Raw genomic sequence first — 20255 nt, 5'->3', positions numbered from 1 at the left:
CCGTCTACTGCGGCGGTGCCGTCGCCGGGCGGGTCCTGCCGCGGGGCCACCAGTTGAGCGGACCGGCCAGCCGCATCAGGCTCGGTACCAGCACCGCCCTGATCAGCGTGGCGTCCACCAGCACCACCACCGCCATGCCGACACCGAGCATCTGCACGAACGACACCGACGCGGTCCCGTAGGCGGCGAACGACAGCGCGAGGATGCCGCCCGCCGCGGTGATCAGCGGGGCGCCGTCCCGCAGACCGGACACCACCGCCCGCTCGGTGTCGCCGGTCCTGTCGTGCTCCTCTTTGATCCGCGAGAGCAGGAACACCTCGTAGTCCATGGAGAGCCCGTACGCGATGCAGAGCATGAGGATGGGGATGCTCGGGTCGAGCGATCCGGTCGGCGTGAGCCCCAGCAGACCGGACAGGTTGCCCTGCTGGAAGATCCAGACCAGGGTGCCGAACATGACGCCGAGGCTCAGCACGGTCAGCAGCGTCGCCTTGACGGGCAGCAGGGCGCTGCGGGTCATGGCGAACAGCACGATCAGCGTGACGCCGAGCATCAGGGCCACCACCAGCGGCAGCCGGTCGATCACGGAGGCGCGGTAGTCGGCCAGCTCCGCCGGATAGCCGCCGACGAGAGTTCCGAACGGCGCCGGTACCGCGCGTACCGCATCGACCAGCTCGACCGGGTCTCCCGCGAGCGCCTCGGCGGACGGCACCACGGACACCCAGGTGCCCTCACCGCGGAACCGAGCCGGGTCGCCGTCGCCGGTCCGCTGCCCGCCGGTGAAGATCCCGGCGGCGGAGTCGACCTGGGTGACGCCGGGCACCCGGGAGAGGGCGGCCGCGTACGGCGCGACGTCCCCGTTGACGGGCCCCGCCGAGACGATCTGCACGGCGTCGGTCTCCTCGGCGGTGAAGGACTGCCTGATGATCTCCTGGGTCTGCCGGGGCGCGGCATCGACCGGCGGGATCCGGTCGTCGGCGACGCCGAACCGCAGGTCGAGGAAGGGCGCGGCGAGCAGGAGGAGCAGCACCGTCATCGCGCCGCCCGCGACGGCGAGCACGGCGGGCAGCACGATCACCGCCGTGACGACGCCGCCCGCGACCACGGCGATGCCCGCGTACGCGAACGAGCGCAGGAAGTCGAACGGCAGCGCGAAGAGCACGGCCAGCGAGGCCGCGACGGTCAGCCCGCTGAACAGGACGGCGCGCCCGGCGTGCTCGACCGCCCCGGCCACCGCCGCGCCCGCGCGCGTCTCCTCGCGGAAGCGGGCGATCATGAAGAGGCTGTAGTCGATGCCCGGCCCGAGCCCCATGGCCAGGGTCAGGTTGAGGGCGAAGGTGGAGATCGTGGTGTGCGAGAGCGGGATCCATGGTGGCGGGGCGTCCCCTGCTCCAGCAGGACTCCACCCCGGCCACGCCCTCGTGGCGCGCCACCCGCTCGGCCAGCGCGCGGCTGTCGGCGGCCACGTCGTCGTCGTCGACGGTGCCGGTCCCGGCCGTCACCAAGAAGATCATGTCGGGGCCGCCGGTGCCGAAGCGTGCGGCCGGCTCGGCCGCCGCCCGGTCGGACTCCGACCCGGGCGCCTCGAACCTCGCCGGCGACATCCGCTGTCCGGCCGGGCATCGTCCCGGCCGGACAGCGGTGTTTCCGCCCGGCTTACGTCGCGGCCGAGGTGAAGCGGCGCATCACGTCCAGGCCCGACAGGCCGTAGACGTCCTCCACCGCGTTGGCCAGCAAGTGGCAGGTTCTGAAGCGGTCGAGCGGGGTGAGCCCGAGCCGGGTCAGGTGCAGGTACGTGTAGTTGAGCAGCACCCGATACCGCCGGAACGCCGGGCTGGCGAAGATCGCCGCGTGGTAGGCCGGGCTGTCGAAGACGAGGCGCTGCAGCTCGCTAGGCTCACGCTGAGGTGCGGGCGGCTCGCCGGGCCGGGCCGTGAACGCCTGCCCCGGCTCCAGCACCGGCTGGACCAGGCGCCCGTCCTCCAGCATCTCCGCGATCACCGGCCGGTAGCGATCGAGCAGCGCCGCCCACTCCCGCACGAACGGCACCGGCGGCGCGCCGGGGTCGTCGAGGCAGGCGACGACGTCGCGGACGCGCCGCGTCAGCGCCTCGCGCCGCTCCTGGTACGCGCGGTCGAAGGACGCGCGGGCGGCGCCGGGGTCGGCCGCCCACGTGAGGTAGCCCTCGGCATGCATCCGGAACGACAGGTAGCTGCGGTCGATGCGCTGCGAGGTGTGCGCGATCGTCAGCATGAGGCTGAGCGCCAGCCCGGTCTTGCCGTCGTGCCCCGCGCGTACGTGCTCCAGCATGTCGAACAGCAGCGGGTCGGCGTCCACGTAGAACGCGGCCAGCAGCTCCGCCTCCTCGTCGGTGTTGAGGACGTGGCGGCGGGAGTCGTACGGCGCCTCGCGGATGGAGTTGTCCGGCGGCCAGGGCGTGAGCGGGCCGCGCTCCTGCTCGCGCATGGCGAGCAGGCGGTGCCTGGGCAGGCTCCCGGCCGGGTCGAGCGCGGCCGTGGAGGGGTGTTCGCGCAGGTACGCACCGATGACCTCGTCCACGCGCGGGCGCACCACCCGCTCCCAGACGGCGGGCGTCGCCTTGACGTTGATCCGCAGGTGCGGGCCCTGCCGCCAGTGACGCAGCACGTACGCCGCCTCGATGTCACCGCGCAGGCCGTCGAGCAGCGGGCGCACGGCGTCCAGCAGCAGGCCGTCCTTGTCGGGCGCGTGGTAGTAGACGTGGACGCAGTGCCAAGCGGGCGTGCTGGTCAGGGTGACCACCTCCGGGAGTCGGCGAGGGCGGCGACGGCGCGGCCCGCCAGGAACGTCGTGTGCTGCTCGGCTCCGGCACGCAGCCCCAGCCGGTTGTGGAACAGGTGCACGCAGCGCATCAGGATCAGCGCGACCGTGCGCCGGTCCGGCGGCGCGGCCACGGCGAGTGCCGCGTGCGGCGAGCCCGAGTCGATGGGGGTGCAGCGGCCCTCCGCGTGCAGCACGTCGAGCTCGTCGCGCAGGGCGCGCACCGACGAGGCCCATGCCGCCAGCAGGCCGCCTGCGGACTCCGGGTCGTGCCACAGCTTGCGGGTCTGGGCCACCAACGCCTTTTCGCGCCGCCGCCAGTCCTCCTCCATGGCCTCCGCCGACGGCGTGGCGCGACCGGCCGTAGCGGCCGGGTGCTCGTGAGAGGAAGCGGCCGGGGTGATCGGGTCCTCATCCGAGGAAGCCGACTGGCTGCGGGCGGCCGTGGCGAGGCGGTGGGCGGCGGACGGCAGGTCGGGCTCGCAGGCGGCGATCGCCATGGTCAGCGCGGCCAGCCCGATCGCCGTACGGCGGCCCATGTCGGTGCCGGCGCGCAGCACGTCGAGGGCGAGGCTGCTCGACACGGCGAAGTGCCGTTCCGCGGCGGCCACGCAGGCGGCGTCGCCGTACGCCTCGTACTCGGGCTGGTAGTCGATGAACGCCACCGTGCCCGGCGGGTGGAGCCGGTCGTCATAGTCGCTACGGCGCTCGCCCTTGGCCATGGCGGCGGCGAAGGCCCGGTAGGCGGCCGGGTCCACCTCGGGCGACGGATGGCCGGCGAAGTACGCCGCCGCCCGCTCGCGTACCAGGTCGCGGACGCGCTGGTGCCGCGCGGGGTCGGGCACTTCCAGGCGCAGCCGTACGTGCTGGCCTCCCTCCCAATACCGCAGGAAGAACGCGCGGCGGATCGTGCCGCCGGCCACCAGCTCCCGCGTCACCGGATCGACCACGCCGGTGATCAGCGGGTCGAGGTCGCCGAAGTGGAACAGGTGCGCGCTCACCCACCGGTTCTCGACGCGCTTGCCGGGGCCGCTCGGGTGCGGATGGACCGTGGTCATGACGCCGGCCTGGCGGAGAGCTGGACGACGTACTCGGTGACGCGGGCCTCGTCACCGTAGCGGGGCGCCTGGGACGGGTCGGGCAGGGCCTCTTCGAGCACCAGCAGCGCGCCGGGATCGCGCAGCGTGCGGATGAAGCCGGTCAGCAGCAGCAGGTCGGTGACGTCCACGTACATGGGCTTGCGATCCTTGCTGAGCAGCCCCGCCAGCAGGCCTTGACCCAGATCGACGACCCGGGCGAAGAAGCGGCGCGGCATCCCGTGCTCGGCCAGCCATCCGGCCAGCCGGGGCAGGTAGGCGGCCTCGCTCTCCCCCTTGGCCGGCACCGGGAACGCCCCGGCCCGCATCCGCCAGGCGGCCCGCGCGACCGTCACGCGCCCGACGTCCATGCGGGGCCAGCGCTCCACCGTGCCCTCGTCCGGCGGCTCGCTCCCGGTGCGGAACACCCAGCCGGGCACCATCGCCGTGGACGGCTCACCGAACACCCGGATCAGGAACTGTAGCCACGGCGGCAGCCAGTACTGGGCGGTCATGCCCAGGTGCACGGGCCTGACCGGGCGTCCCGCACCGTCGATCAGTGCCAGCCGGTCGTGTTCCCGGTCATAGGCGACGGTGAGCTCGGCCGGGGTGACCGCCGGGAGGTGCGCGTCCGGGGCGGTGAACGGGTGGTCGAGCGCGAGGTCGGCCGTGGCGGGCCGGACGTTGAGCCCGCCGCCGACGAGGCCACGGCACTCGGCCACCATGACGTCGCCCTGCGCGGCCCGCAGGTCCGCGACGGGTGGCGGCTCGCCGCCGGCCAGCGTGACCAGCCGGTGCAGACGGGACAGACCGCGCCCGTACCCGGCGGAGATCGAGTTGACGACGGCGCGCACGCCACCGGAGTCGGGCACCGCCTGCAGATAGCAGCAGATGGAGCCGGGCGGGCGGACGAAGCCCGGCCAGGTCTCCGCCAGGTCGGCCAGGCGGGCGGCGGTGAGATCCACCACCGGGACGCCGCTCGTCTCCTGAGTCGTGGGGCCCGCGCCGAGGCGCTCCCAGAAGCCGCGCCGCAGCTCGGTGAGGCGGGTCAGGCCGGGCGGCGGAGCGGCGTCCGGCAGGGCGCGCGTGCCCGCGACCGGGTCGCGCAGCATGCTGCGCAGCAGCTCGCCGCCCGCGCCCGGCGCGCCGCTGTGGATGTCGCGGTAGAGGGCCATGGCGTGCAGGCGGCTCGTGGTGCCGTACCGGTCCGCGAAGTACGCGGCGGCGGCGATCTTGACCGGCAGGTCGGGGTCGAACAGGCCGAGCAGCCCGCGCAGCGCGTTGAGATCGTCGCAGACGCCGCGCCAGGCGGTGGCGTTCAGCCGCCCGGCGACGCCGGGGATGACGGCGCTGTGCCAGAGCAGGTTCTTGTCGGGCAGGGACGGCCCCGGTGGCAGCACCTCGCGGAGCGCGGCCCGTACGGTCTCGGCGGTCCTCTCGTCGGACGGACGAGCTGCGCGCAGGGCTTCGGCGACGCGGGTCACGGCCAGCGTGTACGGTGCGGGATCGTCGGCCGCCAGCCACGACGCCAGCTCCCCCACCGGGTCTGAGCCTTGCTCGTCGTACGGCGGCACGTACTCCAGCAGCCCCGCCTCGGCCAGCGGCTCGATGCCGGGGGCGGCGGCGAGGGTGGCGTCGGACCGCTCGCGCACCCACTGGAGCGCCTGCCGCACCTGCGGGGTCGCGGGCACCGACGACAGCGGCTCGCCGTGCCCCGGGCTGAGGAACCAGATGCGCTCGCCGTCGTCGGCGGCGGACGGGTTGACTCGGAGCCTGGCCCGCCGGCGTACCCGCCGATTCCGGGTCAGCACCGCCCACAGCGGGCGCAGGACCGCCCGGTCGAGCTCGGCCATGAGCAGCCAGGACGGCTCGCCGTCCGTGGCCACGGCCGGCCCGTCCGTTTCCCACCGGCCCAGCCCGCTGAGCGTGAAGGTCGCATACGGGCTCGTCTTGACGCTCGCCCTCGCCAGGTAGCGGGCCAGCCGCAGCAGCTCCTGCCGCTGTGGCGGCCGGTCGGCGGGCCCGGCGAGCCAGGCTTCGAGTCGTTCCGCGAGTACGGCGCTGCCCTGGGCGAGGCTGTGACGGAACCCGGCGTCCGACACCGCCTCGCGCAGCACCGCCGTCTTCTCGCGCGTCTCCTCAGTGATGAGGTCCGGGAGCGCGGCGCGCAGCTCGTCGGCGCGCCGGCGCAGGGCCGTCCACGCGCCGACCCTGGCGGCCAGGCCCGCGGGCAGCGCGGCCAGCACCTCGGCGGACGCGGCCCGCCCGCTCGGGCGCCGCCCCGCGAACACCGCGCGGCGCAGCGCCACCAGCGCGGCACGCAGCGGGCCCGCAGCCGTGCCGCCGATCACCTCGTGCAGCGGATCGGACAGCTCAGCGCCCTCCCGCCGCAGCCGGGCGGTGACGTCCGTCAGCTCGTCCACCAGCCGCCACGTACGGGTGCACCGCATCCGGTCGAGCCCCGCCGCCGGCAGCCCGGCGACACGGACGGCGACGACCGGCGACAGTGCATAATCGGGCTCAGCGAGCCTTGCAGGATCGCCGTCCCCCGCGACGGGGACGGCGTGCGCTATCTGGGTCAATGAAACGCGCTCCTCGAACAGGTTCGTCAGGGGCCGAGGGCGCCCACGGCACTGGCGCCCTCGGCCTCGCTCATCGTCCCGGTGGCCGCTTCGGGCGGCACCGGTCGGCCGACGCCGCTATCTCAGAACTCGGGAGCCCAGCAGCTCATGGCCGTCAGGTACGACGAGCAGTAACCCGGGGAGGACGAGGCACCGGTCTCGACGGTGCCGTGCCCCTCCGCCACGATGGAGTCGGCCGACACGACGTCGATCGAGTCGACCTCCAGGCCGCGCAGGTCGAGTTTGAGGTTGTCGGACATGTGCATCTCCAGTCTGTGATCTTGCAAAGGATGTGCATTCAGTACGTGGTCACGCTGTCGTCGGTGCGGGCATCACCTCCTCGTCGGCGAGGCCGGTTATCGGGCGGGTCACCAGGGCCCGCCGGTCGGTGAGGCGCCCGGTTCGTCAGGGGCCGGGGGCGCCCACGGCACTGGCGCCCTCGGCCTTGCTCGTCGTCACGGTGGCCGGGTCTCGGCTCACCGGAGTGACGGGCCCGCTGCTACAGCTCGGGAGCCCAGCAGCTCGTCGCCGTCAGGTACGACGAGCAGTAACCCGTCGCGGACGAGGCACCGGTCTCGATGGTGCCGTGACCCTCCGTCACGATGGAGTCGGCCGACACGACGTCGATCGAGTCGACCTCCAGGCCGCGCAGGTCGAGTTTGAGGTTCTCGGACATGTGCATCTCCTGTTTGTGATCTTTCAGGTACGTCTGAACGGGTCACGCTGTCGTCGGTGCGGGCATCACCTCCTCGTCGACGGGGCCGGGAATCGGGCGGGTCACCAGGGGCCCGCCGGTCGGTGGGGTGCCCATGACCAGGAAGGACAGGCTCCTCAGCGGGCTGCCTGCCAGGCCGAGCACCGCGTCGGTGGTCTCGTTCGCGCCGTCGGAGTGGATGCGGGCGGCCAGGCCCAGCGCGGTGGCGGCCAGCGCGGCCCGCTGGGCGATCAGGCCCGCCTCCATCTGCTGCATGCGGTACCAGCGGTCGCCGAACGGGGGCGCGCCCGCCAGCGGGTCGCCCGCGGGGATCAGCACGGCGGCGGCCCCGCGCAGCGCCACCCGCGTGTTGGGCAGCAGACGGCCGGTGGTCACGGCGTCGATCGGGGCTTCTGCGGTCGGTACGTGCAGGGTGTGGTTCGCCGGGTCGTACCAGTAGGCGGCTCGTGGCAGGCCGTCCACCCGCAGGGACAGGACGTACAGGGCCGTTGCCGCCGGGCCTTCGTCCGTGCCTGGCAGGTCGGATGGGTAGCCGGCGCCGGCCGCTGCAAGCACCGCGCCGAGCGCGCCGCCTGGTATCGGGACCGGGCGGTAACCGGCGATCGGCGAGGCGCGGCGTGCGATGCCCGCCGTCAGGTGGGGCAGGGGTGCGGGCTCGGGGGCCGGGAGGGTGCGGGTTGTTCTCGTCGGCGGCTGCGGCCGGTCCGGGGAGGCGGCCCGCTGGGGTACGAGCGTGCAGGCCCGGTGCAGCGTCGCGGCCAGGCAGCCGGAGGGCATGGCCCGGGGAAGGGGCCTGTTCTCGCTCGCCGCCGGTTGCGCGATGAGCTGCTCGGGCGTCGGCGGCTCGGGGTCCGGGAGGGACGCTTCCGAGAGGGACGCTTCTGGGAGGGACAGCGTGAGGGCGGCCATGGTCGCTTCGCGGGTGTCGTCCAGGCCGAGCAGGCGATTCACCTCGTCGTCCGGGAACCGCAGGTGCGCCCCGCCGGTCACCCCCAGCCGCTCCCCCACGGCCAGGGCCTGCGCGATGAGCACGCCGGTCTCCTGGCAGATCAGCCGGTAGGCGAAGTCGCCGTACTTGAACATCGACCGCCAGAACACCGCCGACAGCACGATCACCACGTCGGACGGTGTGCCGCCGAGGAGACCGGTCAGCGCCGGGACGTGGTCGCCGCCCCGGACGCGTTCCAGCACGTGGTGCACCGGGTCGTAGTGGTACAGGGCGGCGGGCAGGTGCGGCTGGCGCGCGGCCACGTACGCCTCGATCGGGTAGAGCCCCCCGCCCGACGGCGCGGGACGTCCCGTGAGCAGCATCGGAGGCCGCCCCAGCAGCTCACCGCCGTCACCGAGGTAATGAGACCAGACGATCCGAGTCACGCCGAGCAGGTTCCGCAGCAGCTCGCCAAGCATGCCGAGGCCGGACGGTGAGGGCGCGGCGGTCCAGGGAAGCCGCACGCGTTCCGCGCCCGGGTAGCGCTTGTGCCGGGTCGGGGCGGAGGCCCAGTCGATGGAGAGCGGGCCTCGGTTCCGCATGGCGTCCAGGTACCGGCTCGTGGCCGCCCCGGCTGCCGTGGTCGTGTGCACGCCTGCTCTGCCTCCCTTCCTGTCATGGCCGGTCATGGGAACGGGTGCGGGTACGGGTTCAGCTCTTCCGGACGCAGGTCGCGGTCCCGGTGGCCGAGCAGCCGGGGCAGGGCCAGCAGCCGTGGCAGGTCGTGGACGCGCCGGTAGCGGTGCCCGAACGTCATGGAGACCGTCCCCGGCACGATGACCTTCGCCGCGTACATGCCGGCCGCCCGCGCCTCGGGCGAGGTGATGTCCACGGCGATCACGTCGAGGCCGGTCGCCAGGTAGCGTCCGGCCAGTTCGGCCACATCCGCGCAGAGGTCGTCGTGCCGGGGCCAGGCGGCGCGTTCCGCCACCTCCCGCAGCGAGAGCGCGGGCCCGTCAAGCGGCAGGAACGCGAGCCTGCCGAACGCGTCCGGGTGTGCGTAGGTGAGCGGATGATCCTCCAGCAGCCGCACCTGCTCGGAGTCGGCGACCAGCCGCGCCGACGTCGCGGGGTCGTAGCGTTCGAGGTGGCTGGCCAGCATGGGGCTCAGGTCCTCGAGCGCCCGGCGCAGCGCGCGTTCCGGGTCGAGGTGCGAGGCGGAGCCGCACAGCGCGTAGGGGCGATCGGGCCCGCCTACCGCGTCCACGGCCATCACCCAGAACACCGGCACCCGCTGCTCCATCAGCGCGGCGAACGCGTGCACGTCGTAGCCGAGCCGGTCCCGTACCCGCTGGGCGAGCATCGGGATCCGGCGGTCGGCCGCCGATCCGAGGTCGACGCGCGGGATGGGCATGCGGGCGTACCAGGTGGCCAGGGCCGCGTCGCGCTCGGCCACCTCGAGCAGCCCGTACAGGACGGCCTCCGCCGGGTGGCCGCCGAGGGCGCAGCCGTTGGAGCACTCGTAGGCGAAGCCGAGGTCGTCGCGCGGGCGCGGGCCGAAGAAGGCGTAGCTCTCGGGCACCAGCACGGGCGCGTCCCGGCCGAACGAGTACGCCCACACCCAGGTCGTTGGGCGTTCCGGGTCGAAGCGGGTGAACAGGAAGCCGGGCTGGTCGTACCAGCCGTCCGGGTAGAGGCCGAGCGTACGCGGGTCGAGCGCGTGGCCGGCGATGTCGGCGTACGCGGCGCGCACGGTGGTGCGCCTGCCGCGCGGATGGATGCCGGCGATGCGCTCAAGCGCCTCGGCGATGGCGGTGGCCCGCGCGGAGGCGAAGTCGTCGCTGCGGCCGTAGCCGTGGTGGCTCTCGTGTTCGGTGCGGGACGGGCTGAGCCTGGCCACCGCCATCGGGCCGCCGCCGCGCTCCTGGGCCACGACCGCCTGCACGATGCCGGTCTCCGCGTCCACGAAGAGCCGTTCCAGCTCGTCTCCTCTGCCGGTGATGTCGCCGACCCGGAACGTGTTCGGGTCCGGCTTGGGGGCGGGGCGCGGGACGTACCGTCCTGCGTGCGGGCCGTCGTCCGTGCGCGTGCCGCAGTCGGGGCACAGCGGGTCGGGCAGGAACGCATGGCGGCGCACCGCGCCGGTCGGCAGGCGCACCTTCAGCAAGGCTCCTGCCGTGCGCGCCGCACCGGGGTCGTGCCGCAGCCTGCGCACCTCGTCGGCGACCAGCGCGGCGATCGTGCGCGACACCAGCGGGGTGAGCAGCGTCGTCGGCCGGGAGTCGAGGTCGGCGGCCCACTTCGCGCGCAGGGCGTCGCGGGCCAGGGCGTCCGGCCGGTTGCCCGCGCGCCGGCGCGCCACGCAGGTCGGGCAGCCGGGCCGTCCTGGACGTACGGACGGGCCTATCAGCGCCCAGCCGGCCTCGACGCGTACCGGCAGCCACGGCACGCCCCGCTCCGCCGCCCGCCTGGCCACCGCCGGGTACGGCCGCACGTCGTCGGCGTCGCTCGCCACCACGATCGCCCCGCCGGACGGTTCGGTCGCGAGGGCCTGCCTGATCGCCGCGTGCAGGCGTCCCTCGCCCAGGACGGTCACCAGGTCGGGGTCCGCGGCGGACGGGACCGTGGCGATGGCGGCCTCAGTCATCGAGCAGGACGATTCGGGCGACGAACGGCAGCCGCCTGGACACCTCGGGGTCGCCGTGGAGCGGCACCGCCACCGGCACCTTGCCCAGGCGGCGCAGCGCTCCGGCCATCGTCTGGACGGCCCGCGCCGGGTCGCCGCCCGGTGGCCAGAGAGGGTGGAGCCGCCCGTACGCGTGCTGCCCGGGAGCCCTGGACTGCCAGCGGAGCAGCAGCCGTTCCAGGCCGTCGCGGATCGCGTCGGTGAGCGTGGGGGCGGCGGACACGAGCGCCTCCTGGCCGGGGACCGTCAGGGTCACGGCGGGTACGCCGAGGACGGCGGTGCTGTCGTGGATGTCCGGGGTCTCCCCTGCGAGCGTGAGCTGCCGCAGTAACGCCGCGGCCTCCGGGCCCTGCGGGGGATCGATCGGCGAGGACGGGGAGTCGTTTGAGAGGTGGTCGCGCAGAAGCCGCTCGCAGTGGGACCGCAGGCCGGCGGCCAGCGCCTCCGTCCAGCTCAGCCCGGCACCGGTTCCGACCCGTGGGTGCTGGGTGCTCGGGGCGGGGTGCGGGTCCGTGGGGGCGCCGAGGCCGGCGGCGGTTCCGCTCGGCCGGCTCGGAAGACCGAGGTCGGCGGCCCGCACGGTGCGCGGCCGGCCGTCCGGCAGCTCCACGCCCTGTTCGTTCCGGGCGGGTACGCCGTACGTGGCGAGGGCGGCGAGCAGGCAGCGCAGCCGGGCCGTCCGCTGATCGGGGCCCCAGCCGAACGCCTGCCGCGCCGGCGCCCAGCCGGGCTGCACTCCGAACGGATCGGACACGACCGCCCGGCACACCGCCAGCGGCGACTGCGCCAGCGCCTGCTCGTCGAGCAGGCCGAGCACACCCAGCCGGGGGTCGACCAGCTCGGATATGAGGGCGAGCAGCTCGTCCGCCTCGACGGCCGCCACCGCCTTCTCCGCGACGGCACTCCCGGCATCGGCAGAGGCCACATCCCGGGCGGGCACCGCGTCGTGAGCGAACGAGCCTTGCTGGGCGGGCGGGCTTTCCTGGGCGCGTGTGGCGGCGTGGGCGGGCGCGGCTGCCTTCAGGGGTGCCAGCGCCTCCGTCAGCTCTTCGACAGACCCAAGGACCTGAGGCCGAGGGGCGGCGGTGGCGGCGCGCGGGTGGGCCAGGAACCGGTGCGTAAGCGTGTCGAGCGAGCGCAGGTCCACGCGTACAAGCTCGCGTTCCGGACCCTGGTCGAGCCCGGTCACGCGGCTGAAGCAGGCGAGGGCGAGGATCGCGGCGACCACCGTGGGCACCGGCCCGATCATCAGGTCCTCTCCGGGCGGTGCCGGGGTCGCGGCGGGCAGCCCGGCGAGCCGGAGCCAGCCCGACTCGGCCGCCGTCTCCGAAGGCCGCCCCACCTGGCTGATCCAGACCTCCGCCGGGCCGACGAGCACCTGTCCGAGCACGATTCCGGCCGCCTCGCAGGCGCGGGCCGTCGTCACCAGCTCGCCGGGGTCCTCGCTCACCTGGAGCACGACGTCGGCGTTCGTCGGCAAGTCGCGGGAGAAGGGGAGCGTACGGAACTCTTGGGCGCTGTCACGGCGTGCGGCGTCCGCGACCCGGCGAACCCGCTCGGGGTCGGGGCTGATCACCGTGACGTGCCGCCACCCCGAACCGACGCACGCCCCGGCCAGCGCCTCCAGCAGCGGCCCCGCGCCGGTCAGCACCAGCCGGGCGTTGCGGACCCGTTCGAAGCGCTCCTCCGGCGAGTCGAGCGCGTAGCCGATGAAGGCGATCTCCTCCGCGTACGCCCGCAGCTCCGCCTCGGTCAGCCCGTGGGGCCGGGCCTGCCGGGCGTCCACCACGAACCGCTGCTCGGCGAGCTGCCCCACCAGCCGCTCGACCATGGCCTTCCGGTCGCCGGGGAGGTCGGCGGTGAGCTCGGCGAGGGTGTGGCGGCCGGTCAACGCGGGGGCCAGCCGGGTGAGCCATGCGTACGCCTGCCGCCCGCGCAGGGTGCACGCACCGTAGTCGCTGTGGACGTAGGCGCCGTCGGGGCATTCGACGAACCGTACGTCGTCCTTAAGCTGCGGTCTCATCGCCGAATCGGCTTTTGGGAGCGCTCCCATGCGATGGATATTACGAATCGAAATCCTTTATGTAAACCCCAAATCACCCCTTTTAAGTGCATCCAGTGCCGGTTATAATCGCTCATTCCCAAATTCGATTACGGAATGTCACTTACCGCAAATGGTCAGACAGACCCCGAAATCGGCCATTCACGTCCTCGTGCTCGGCGTTGTGGCGGTGGAGGAGATAGCGCCCCCGGTACCCCGCGAAACGGGTGATGATCTCCCCCGCCTCACCCGGACGCAGGGAGACCATGTCCTTCAGGCCCGCGTCGTGCGGCAGCGGCGGCCGGCCGCCGCCCGAGAGCACCCGGAAGCCGACCAGGTGCAGGTGCACGGAATGGTGCACGTCGGCCACCAGCCGCCACACCTCCACATCCCGAGGCCGGTGCGAGCAGGCCCTGGTCCGCGCCGATCTGGACGAGGCCGAGCCGGCACTCGTCATCGGCGACGGCTTCGAGCCGGTAATGGCGCGCGTTCGAGGCGTTGAGCAGGGCAGCCGGTACCGGGCCGCGTCGGCCTCGTGCACCGGCCACGGGGCGCCGTTGACCAGGATCACGTCGCCCAGGACGCCGGCCACGTACGGTTCCCGCACGCCAGGCCGGATCCGCGTGCGGCGGGTCCGGCCTGGCACGGTCAGAGGCCGACGGCGCCGGCCAGGAGGTCCACCTGGGCGGGGTCGGGGTCGTTGCCCATGAAGATCAGCTCGTCGCAGCCGACCTCCTCGAAGGCGGCGATCGCGTCGGTGATCTGTTCCGGCCTGGTGTAGGCGAGGGAGATGCCGTACTGGGCGTACTCGTCGCCGGCGAAGGCGTAGTACGGGCCGATGGCGTCCGCGACCGCCGCCTCGGCGTTCGGGCCGAGCGCGTACATCACCGATGCGATTATGCGGGGCGAGCCGGTCCGCCCGGCCTCCTTCCACGCCTGACGGAGCTGGGGCGCGAAGTCCCGCACGTCCTGCACGGTCGCGTCGCCCGCGATCCAGCCCGTGCCACGGGAGGCGATGCGGCGCAGGGTCGCCCTCGACGTGCCGCCGAAGAGCAGGGCGGGACCGCCGGGCGTGGCCGGTCGGGGGCCGACGAGGTCGTTTCCCGACATGACAGAGGCGAGCCGGTCCAGAAGCCGGTCGAGCCGGCGGCCTCTGGTGCCGTAGTCGACCTCACTGATCTGGAAGTCGTCTTCGCGGAGGCCGGGAGCGAGGCCCAGGTGCAGGCGGCCGGGGCCGGCGAGCTGGTCCAGCGTGGTGACGGCCTTGGCGAACAGGGCGTGGTTGGCGCGCAGGGGCGCGAGCAGGACGCTGGTCAGGAGCCGGATGCGCGAGGTGGCACCGGCCGCGGCGGCGAGCGTGATCAGGGGTTCGGGCGTCGTCCAGGCCAGTCGGTCGCTGACGCTGAGCGTGGAGAAGCCGCGCGCCTCGGCGCGGCGCGCCCACTCCACCAGGGCCGTGCCCTCGGTCCACGGGGCATGGCCGGGCAACCCGATACCGATGTCCATCGCGGTGAGATTCCTTTCCGTACGTCAGTCAGGCTTGATCGGGACGATGCAGGAGCCGTCGCAGGCCGGCGACGGGCTGCACGCCGGGGAAGGGCGGGCGGTCGTCGATCACGAGGCTGGGCACGCTGGTGACGCCGTGCACGGCCGCGCGGCGGCGGTCGGCGCGTACGTCGTCGGCGTAGGCGTCGCCGTCCAGGACCACCCGCACCTCCCCCGCGTCCAGCCCGGCCTCTTCGCCCAGGCGCTGCAGGACCTGCGGGTCGGCGACGTTCTGCCCTTCGGTGTGGTACGCGTGCAGCAGCAGCTCCATCATCCGATCGGCTCGGCCGCGCCCGGCGGCCAGCTTGACCAGGCGGTGCGCATCGAAGGTGTTCACCGGGCGGGCCAGATGCAGGTTCAGCTCCAGCCCCTCCGCCGCGCCCAGCGACCGGATTCGCGCGATGCGGGCGGGCGCCTGCTCACCCCACCAGCCGGTCATGGCCTCCGCTGCGGTCGGTCCGGGCGTGCGGCCCTCGTCGGGCGACAGCTCGTAGGCACGCCAGACGACCTCGATGCCGTCGCGGTCAGGGTGGCCGGCCAGGGCGGACGCCAGGCGTCTCTTGCCGATATAGCACCAGGGGCACAGCACGTCGGCGTACAGCTCAAGCTTCATCAAGGTCCTCGTGGTCGCTTCACCCAGCGGGTACGGCCGCCCGACGGCCCCCGCTTCGGCTCGCCATCGTGCAATCTCAACCGCACTTGAGGTCAACCGCCGGCGCGCCTGCGAGGGCGCTCGTCGCGGAGACCTGCCGGCTCGTGCGCGACTTCCTCGTCCGTGAGCGCACCTGGCCGGGCACGTCGATCAGGTCAAGCCGTTCTGGACCCCGGGCAAGCGCGGCCCGCACTGACCGTCTTCACCGGCCCGCCCAGGTCAGGCGTGGCAGGTGAGAGGGCCGCCGTTGAAGGCGACCATCTCCTCGAAGATCTCCAGCACGTCCAGCGGGGCACCGGGGGCGGCGCCGAGGTGTTCGGCGTAGGCGCGGTGCAGGTTGGCCGTCAGCCGTTCCGGGTCGCGCAGCGCGCCGAAGCGCCCGTACCCGGACTCCTTGGCGGCCGACAGCGGCGGCAGGCCGGCGCGTACGCCCTCCGCCGCCACCTCGCGCACCCACCGCAGATACGCCTCCGCCTCGTCCAGCACCTCAGGCCCGGCCACCTGACCGTGACCGGCCACGATGACGGCGGCGTCGAGCGTGCGCAGCCACTCCAGCGCGCGCAGCGATCCGTCGATCGAGCCCATCAGGCAGAACGGCGTCACCCCCGACATCACCACGTCGCCGGTGAACAGCACGCGACGCTCCGGCACCCACACCACGGTGTCGTTCGTGGTGTGGGCGGGCACCGGCGGGTGGATGAGCTCCGCCCGCAGCCCGCCCAGGTGCAGGGTCAGCCGGTCCTGGTATGTGGCCTCGGGCAGGGCGAGGGCGAGGTCGCCCCACTCGACGCCGGGGAACAGCCCGCACAGCCCGAAGCCGGAGGCGGCCATCTCCTCCGGGCAGCGTTCGTGGGCGAGGACGAGCGAGTCCTGCGCGAAGACGAAGTTGCCGAACGTGTGGTCGCTGTGGTGGTGGGTGTTGACCACCACGCGCGGCGGGCCGCCCGCGATGCGGCTCACGCTGTCCTTCAGCCGGCGGGCGCGCGCCTCGGTCGCCGCCGTGTCGACGAGCAGCGTCCCGGTCTCGCCGACGATCAGCCCGGCGTTGTTCAGGCACCAGCCGCCGTCGGGCTGGACGTAGGCGTACACGCCGTCGGCCACTTCGTACGTCTCGGGCTCGCCGATGCCCTGCCGCATGCCGTACCTCCTCAACGTGAGCGCACCTCCTGACGGCGCAGGCGGGTGATGGCGGGCCAGGCGGCGCGCAGGGCCGCCCGCCAGTGCCGGATCGGCTCCCATCGGGTGTGCGCGAGCACGCTGCTGGCCGGCCGCCTTGCCGGGCGCGACAGGGCGGAGCTGGGCACCGGGCGGACCCGGTCCGGGTCCTCGCCCAGCAGCGTGAAGATCTCCCTGGCGAAGCCGTACCAGGTCGTGGCGCCCGCGCTGGTGCCGTGGTAGACGCCGGGCGGCAGGCCGGAGCGGGCCAGCCGGACGAGGTAGTCGGCCAGGTCGGCGTTCCAGGTGGGCTGCCCGCGCTGGTCGTCCACGACGTCGAGGTACGGCCGCTCGCGCGCCGCGCGGATCATCGCGTGCACGAAGTCGCGGCCGCCCGCCCCGTACAGCCAGGCGGTGCGCACCACGTAGTGGCCGTGCCGCAGCGCCGCTCGCTCTCCGGCGAGCTTGGTGCGGCCGTAGGCGTTCACGGGCGCGGGCCGGGCGTCCTCCGGGTACGGGCCGGCGCCGGCGCCGTCGAAGACGTAGTCGGTGGAGATCTGCAGCAGCCGCGCGCCGACCAGGTCGCACGCCTCCGCGAGCCAGCGCACCGCCGTGCCGTTGACCGCCAGCGCCTCGGCTTCGTGCTCCTCGGCGTCGTCCACCGCCGTCCATCCCGCGCAGTTGACGACGATCTCGGGGCGGTGGTCCGCGAGGGCGTCGCGGACCGCGCGGCGGTCGCGCACGTCGAGCGCGGCGCGGCCCAGCGCGTGCACGGGCTCGCCGGTCGAGGCCAGCCGGTCGAGCAGGCCGGTGGCCAGCAGCCCGCCCGCTCCGGTGATGAGCCAGCTCACGCGGGCCGCCGGTCGCGGCCGTCGCCGTACAGCGGCACCGGGCGGTCGCGCAGCAGACTCTGCGCCGCCGGTGCCGAGATAGCTGGTCATGAGCTGATCCGCGCCCTGCTGTGATCGCCCAGCACGAGACGGTGGGCCCTGGGCGTGTGGGGCGCCGGGGTGACCTCGACGTCGTGGCCGATCAGCGACGACTCGATGCGGCCCACCCCGGCGATGGAGGCGCGGGGCAGCACGATCGAGTACTCGATCTCGCTGCCGGTGACCGTGCAGGACGCGCCGATCGAGGTGTACGGGCCCACGTAGCTGTCCCGGATGCGGGCGCCGCCGCCGATGATCGCCGGGCCCACCACCCGCGAACGCTCGACCACCGCGCCCGGCTCGATCACCACCCGGCCGATCAGCTCGCTGGCCACGTCCACGAGCCCTTCGACCCGGGGCTCGGCGGACTCCAGCACCAATCGGTTGACCTCCAGCATGTCGGTCACGTTGCCGGTGTCCTTCCAGTAGCCGGTGATCATCGTGGACTCCACCCGCTGACCCGACTCGATCAGGTGCCCGATGGCGTCGGTGATCTCCAGCTCGCCGCGCCACGACGGCTTGCACTCGGCCACCGCCGCGTGCACCGCCGGGCTGAACAGGTACACCCCGGCCAGCGCCAGATCGCTCTTCGGGTGCTCCGGCTTCTCCTCAAGCCCGATCACCCGGCCGTCGGCGTCCAGCTCGGCCACCCCGAACTGGCGGGGATCGCCCACCCGGGTCAGCAGGATCTGCGCTGCGGGCCGCTCGGCGGTGAACCGCTCCACCAGGCCGGTGATGCCGCCCACGATGAAGTTGTCGCCCAGGTACATGACGAAGTCGTCGTCCCCCAGGTAGTCGCGGGCGATCAGCACCGCGTGCGCCAGCCCCAGCGGCGCCTCCTGCCGCAGGTAGGTGACCTGCAGCCCGAACGCGGAACCGTCGCCCACCGCCGCCTCGATCGCCGCGTGCGCGTCGCCCACCACCAGCCCCAGCTCCGTGATCCCCGCCTCCGCGATGGCCTCCAGGCCGTAGAACAGCACCGGCTTGTTCGCCACCGGGACGAGCTGCTTGGCCGAGGTGTGCGTGATCGGCCGCAACCGGGTGCCCGACCCGCCCGCCAGCACGAGGGCCTTCATCGTGGGTCCTCCTGCCGCAGGCGTTCGACCAGGCCGGTGTCGTAGCGTCCGGCGCGGAAGCCGGGGCTGGCCAGGACCGACTCCAGGAAGGCGGTCGTGGTACGCACGCCGGGGCCCGCGATCCGCACCTCGCCCAGCGCCCGCCGCATCCTGGCCAGCGCCGCGCCCCGGTCCGGCGCCCACACCGACACCTTCGCCAGCAGGGAGTCGTAGAACGCCGAGACCGAGCCGCCCGCGCACGCGTGCGTGTCCACCCTGACGAACGGACCCGCCGGCACCGCGAACTCCTCCAGACGGCCCGGCGTCGGAGCGAAGTCGCGGGCCGCGTCCTCGGCGTTGACCCGGCACTCGATGGCCACCCCGCGCGGCACCACGTCCTCCTGACGCAGCCGCAGCGGATGGCCCGCCGCGATCCTGATCTGCTCCTGCACCAGGTCGATGCCCGTGACCAGCTCGGTGACCGGGTGCTCGACCTGGATCCGGCAGTTCACCTCCATGAACGCGAAGCCGCCCGCCGCGTCCACGAGGAACTCGAACGTGCCCGCGCCGACGTACCCCGCGGCCTTGGCACCCTGTACGGCGTGCGCGGCCATGTCGTCGAGCAGGTCCCGGCTCAGCGCGGGCGCGGGCGTCTCCTCCACGAGCTTCTGGTGGCGTCGCTGCACCGAGCAGTCCCGTTCGCCCAGGTGCACGACGTTGCCGTACGCGTCGGCCAGCACCTGGATCTCGACGTGCCTGGCTGGGCTGAGATAGCGCTCCAGGTAGACGCGGCCGTCGCCGAACAGGGCGCTCGCGTGCCGCCTGGTCTCGCGGTAGACGGACGGCAGGTCGTCCGGGGTGCGGCTCACCCCGATGCCACGCCCGCCGCCGCCCGCGACCGCCTTCACGACCAGGGGCCAGCCGATCGCCTCGGCGGCCTCCTGCGCCTCGGCCGAGGTCTCGACGGACTCCAGCGTGCCCGGCAGCATCGGCAGCCCGGCCCCCGCCATCAGCGAGCGGCAGGACGACTTGTCGCCCAGCGCCTCGATGACGTGGGGCGGCGGGCCGATGAACGTCAGTCCCTCGGCGGCGCACAGCTCGGCGAAGTCGGCGTTCTCCGACAGGAAGCCATAGCCGGGGTGCACCGCGTCCGCGCCCACCATGCGGGCGGCCTCCAGCACCGCGGGGATGTTCAGGTAGCTGTGCTTGGCCGCGCCCGGGCCGATGCAGACCGCCCGGTCGGCGTAGCGGACCACCTCCGTGCCGGCGTCCTCGGTCGAGTACACCACCGCCACCTTGACGCCCAGCTCCCGGCAGGCGCGCGCGATGCGCAGCGCGATCTCGCCCCGGTTGGCGATGAGCACGGTGCCGAACACGCCGCTCACCCGCCCTCGTCCGGGACGACCGCGAACAGCGGCTGACCGTACTCGACGGCCATGCCGTCCGGCTGGAGACAGGCCGCGATGCGGCCCTTCCTGTCGGCTTCGACGGGGATCATGAGCTTCATGGCCTCGATCAGGCCGACCTTCTGGCCCGGTACGACGGTGTCGCCCTCGGCCACGAACGGCGGCGCGCCCGGCTCGGGAGCGCGGTAGAAGACGCCCACGGACGGCGCCGCCAGTGTCACCGTCTCCTCCTCCGGCGGCGTGGACTGTCCGGCCGGCTCCACCTGTGACGCGTGGCCGGCCTGCGCGGGCGCCGTCGGCAACGCGGCGGCCGGTGGCGGCGCGGCCGGGGCCTGGCCCTCGGACCAGTCGAGCTCGATGGTCACCGGCCCCACCGCCAGCCGGAGCGTGCGCGGCTGCCGGGACAGCCCATTCAGCAGGTCCAGTACGCCCGCCTGCGCCGCGCCCAGCAACTCGCGCATCTCCGGCGTCTCCGGTCCCGGCCGCTCCACTGCCGCTGGCGGCTCAGGCCGGCCTGGCCGCTCTGCCGGGCTCGGCGGATTTGGCCGCTCTGCCGGGCTCGGCAAACCTGACCGTTGTATCGGCTCCAGAGGTGCTGCGGGCTGAGGGAGGCCGTTGCGGTGGTCGGTGACCGGCGGAGTGCCGAGCGT

17 protein-coding genes are annotated in these 20255 nt (G+C 73.8%); all 17 read right to left on the bottom strand.

Annotated features, from left to right (window positions below; all coding sequences use genetic code 11):
- Window positions 1–4: 4 nt before the first annotated feature.
- Complete coding sequence (locus AB0K67_RS01460) at window positions 5–1309, bottom strand: MMPL family transporter (protein ID WP_364051019.1); 1305 nt, start codon at window positions 1307–1309, stop codon at window positions 5–7.
- Between the two features lie 344 nt (window positions 1310–1653).
- Window positions 1654–2778: a thiopeptide maturation pyridine synthase gene (locus tag AB0K67_RS01455; RefSeq protein ID WP_364051016.1), complete on the bottom strand. Its 1125-nt coding sequence runs from the start codon at window positions 2776–2778 to the stop codon at window positions 1654–1656.
- Window positions 2766–3854: a lantibiotic dehydratase C-terminal domain-containing protein gene (locus tag AB0K67_RS01450; RefSeq protein ID WP_364051013.1), complete on the bottom strand. Its 1089-nt coding sequence runs from the start codon at window positions 3852–3854 to the stop codon at window positions 2766–2768. The genes AB0K67_RS01455 and AB0K67_RS01450 overlap by 13 nt, the downstream gene beginning before the upstream one ends.
- Window positions 3851–6454, bottom strand: coding sequence for a lantibiotic dehydratase (locus AB0K67_RS01445; protein ID WP_364051010.1), 2604 nt, complete (start codon window positions 6452–6454; stop codon window positions 3851–3853). The genes AB0K67_RS01450 and AB0K67_RS01445 overlap by 4 nt, the downstream gene beginning before the upstream one ends.
- A gap of 122 nt (window positions 6455–6576) precedes the next feature.
- Entirely contained in the window at window positions 6577–6753 is a 177-nt protein-coding gene (locus AB0K67_RS01440) for a hypothetical protein (protein ID WP_364051007.1), read from the bottom strand.
- Between the two features lie 239 nt (window positions 6754–6992).
- Window positions 6993–7169 carry a thiomuracin/GE37468 family thiazolyl RiPP peptide gene (locus AB0K67_RS01435; RefSeq protein WP_364051004.1) on the bottom strand — a complete coding sequence of 59 codons (177 nt, stop codon included), beginning with the start codon at window positions 7167–7169 and terminating at the stop codon, window positions 6993–6995.
- Between the two features lie 42 nt (window positions 7170–7211).
- Complete coding sequence (locus AB0K67_RS01430; RefSeq protein ID WP_364051001.1) at window positions 7212–8789, bottom strand: SagB family peptide dehydrogenase; 1578 nt, start codon at window positions 8787–8789, stop codon at window positions 7212–7214.
- Between the two features lie 32 nt (window positions 8790–8821).
- The gene (locus tag AB0K67_RS01425; RefSeq protein WP_364050998.1) at window positions 8822–10783 is read right to left on the bottom strand and encodes a TOMM precursor leader peptide-binding protein; all 1962 of its coding nucleotides are present in this window, start codon (window positions 10781–10783) and stop codon (window positions 8822–8824) included.
- Complete coding sequence (locus AB0K67_RS01420; protein WP_364050995.1) at window positions 10776–12845, bottom strand: hypothetical protein; 2070 nt, start codon at window positions 12843–12845, stop codon at window positions 10776–10778. Before AB0K67_RS01420 ends, AB0K67_RS01425 begins: the two co-directional genes overlap by 8 nt.
- 142 nt (window positions 12846–12987) lie before the next feature.
- Entirely contained in the window at window positions 12988–13455 is a 468-nt protein-coding gene (locus AB0K67_RS01415) for a multicopper oxidase domain-containing protein (protein ID WP_364050992.1), read from the bottom strand.
- A 56-nt stretch (window positions 13456–13511) separates the two neighbouring features.
- Window positions 13512–14369 carry an LLM class flavin-dependent oxidoreductase gene (locus tag AB0K67_RS01410; protein WP_364050989.1) on the bottom strand — a complete coding sequence of 286 codons (858 nt, stop codon included), beginning with the start codon at window positions 14367–14369 and terminating at the stop codon, window positions 13512–13514.
- A gap of 28 nt (window positions 14370–14397) precedes the next feature.
- Window positions 14398–15021: a DsbA family oxidoreductase gene (locus AB0K67_RS01405; protein ID WP_364050986.1), complete on the bottom strand. Its 624-nt coding sequence runs from the start codon at window positions 15019–15021 to the stop codon at window positions 14398–14400.
- Between the two features lie 258 nt (window positions 15022–15279).
- Window positions 15280–16197 carry an MBL fold metallo-hydrolase gene (locus tag AB0K67_RS01400; RefSeq protein ID WP_364050983.1) on the bottom strand — a complete coding sequence of 306 codons (918 nt, stop codon included), beginning with the start codon at window positions 16195–16197 and terminating at the stop codon, window positions 15280–15282.
- 11 nt (window positions 16198–16208) lie between these two features.
- Window positions 16209–17066 carry a dTDP-4-dehydrorhamnose reductase gene (gene rfbD / locus AB0K67_RS01395; RefSeq protein WP_364050980.1) on the bottom strand — a complete coding sequence of 286 codons (858 nt, stop codon included), beginning with the start codon at window positions 17064–17066 and terminating at the stop codon, window positions 16209–16211.
- Between the two features lie 86 nt (window positions 17067–17152).
- A complete protein-coding gene (locus AB0K67_RS01390; RefSeq protein ID WP_364050977.1) occupies window positions 17153–18220 on the bottom strand; it encodes a glucose-1-phosphate thymidylyltransferase in 1068 nt (355 codons plus the stop codon).
- A complete protein-coding gene (locus AB0K67_RS01385; RefSeq protein ID WP_364050974.1) occupies window positions 18217–19584 on the bottom strand; it encodes a biotin carboxylase N-terminal domain-containing protein in 1368 nt (455 codons plus the stop codon). The genes AB0K67_RS01390 and AB0K67_RS01385 overlap by 4 nt, the downstream gene beginning before the upstream one ends.
- The gene (locus tag AB0K67_RS01380) at window positions 19581–20066 is read right to left on the bottom strand and encodes a biotin/lipoyl-containing protein (protein ID WP_364050971.1); all 486 of its coding nucleotides are present in this window, start codon (window positions 20064–20066) and stop codon (window positions 19581–19583) included. Before AB0K67_RS01380 ends, AB0K67_RS01385 begins: the two co-directional genes overlap by 4 nt.
- Between the last annotated feature and the right edge of the window lie 189 nt (window positions 20067–20255).

This window comes from Nonomuraea sp. NPDC052634, from assembly GCF_040678535.1.
GTDB classification, from domain to species: Bacteria; Actinomycetota; Actinomycetes; order Streptosporangiales; family Streptosporangiaceae; genus Nonomuraea; species Nonomuraea fastidiosa.
The sequence above is the reverse complement of the archived record's forward strand: the minus strand, read 5'-3'. Positions and strand labels throughout refer to the sequence as shown.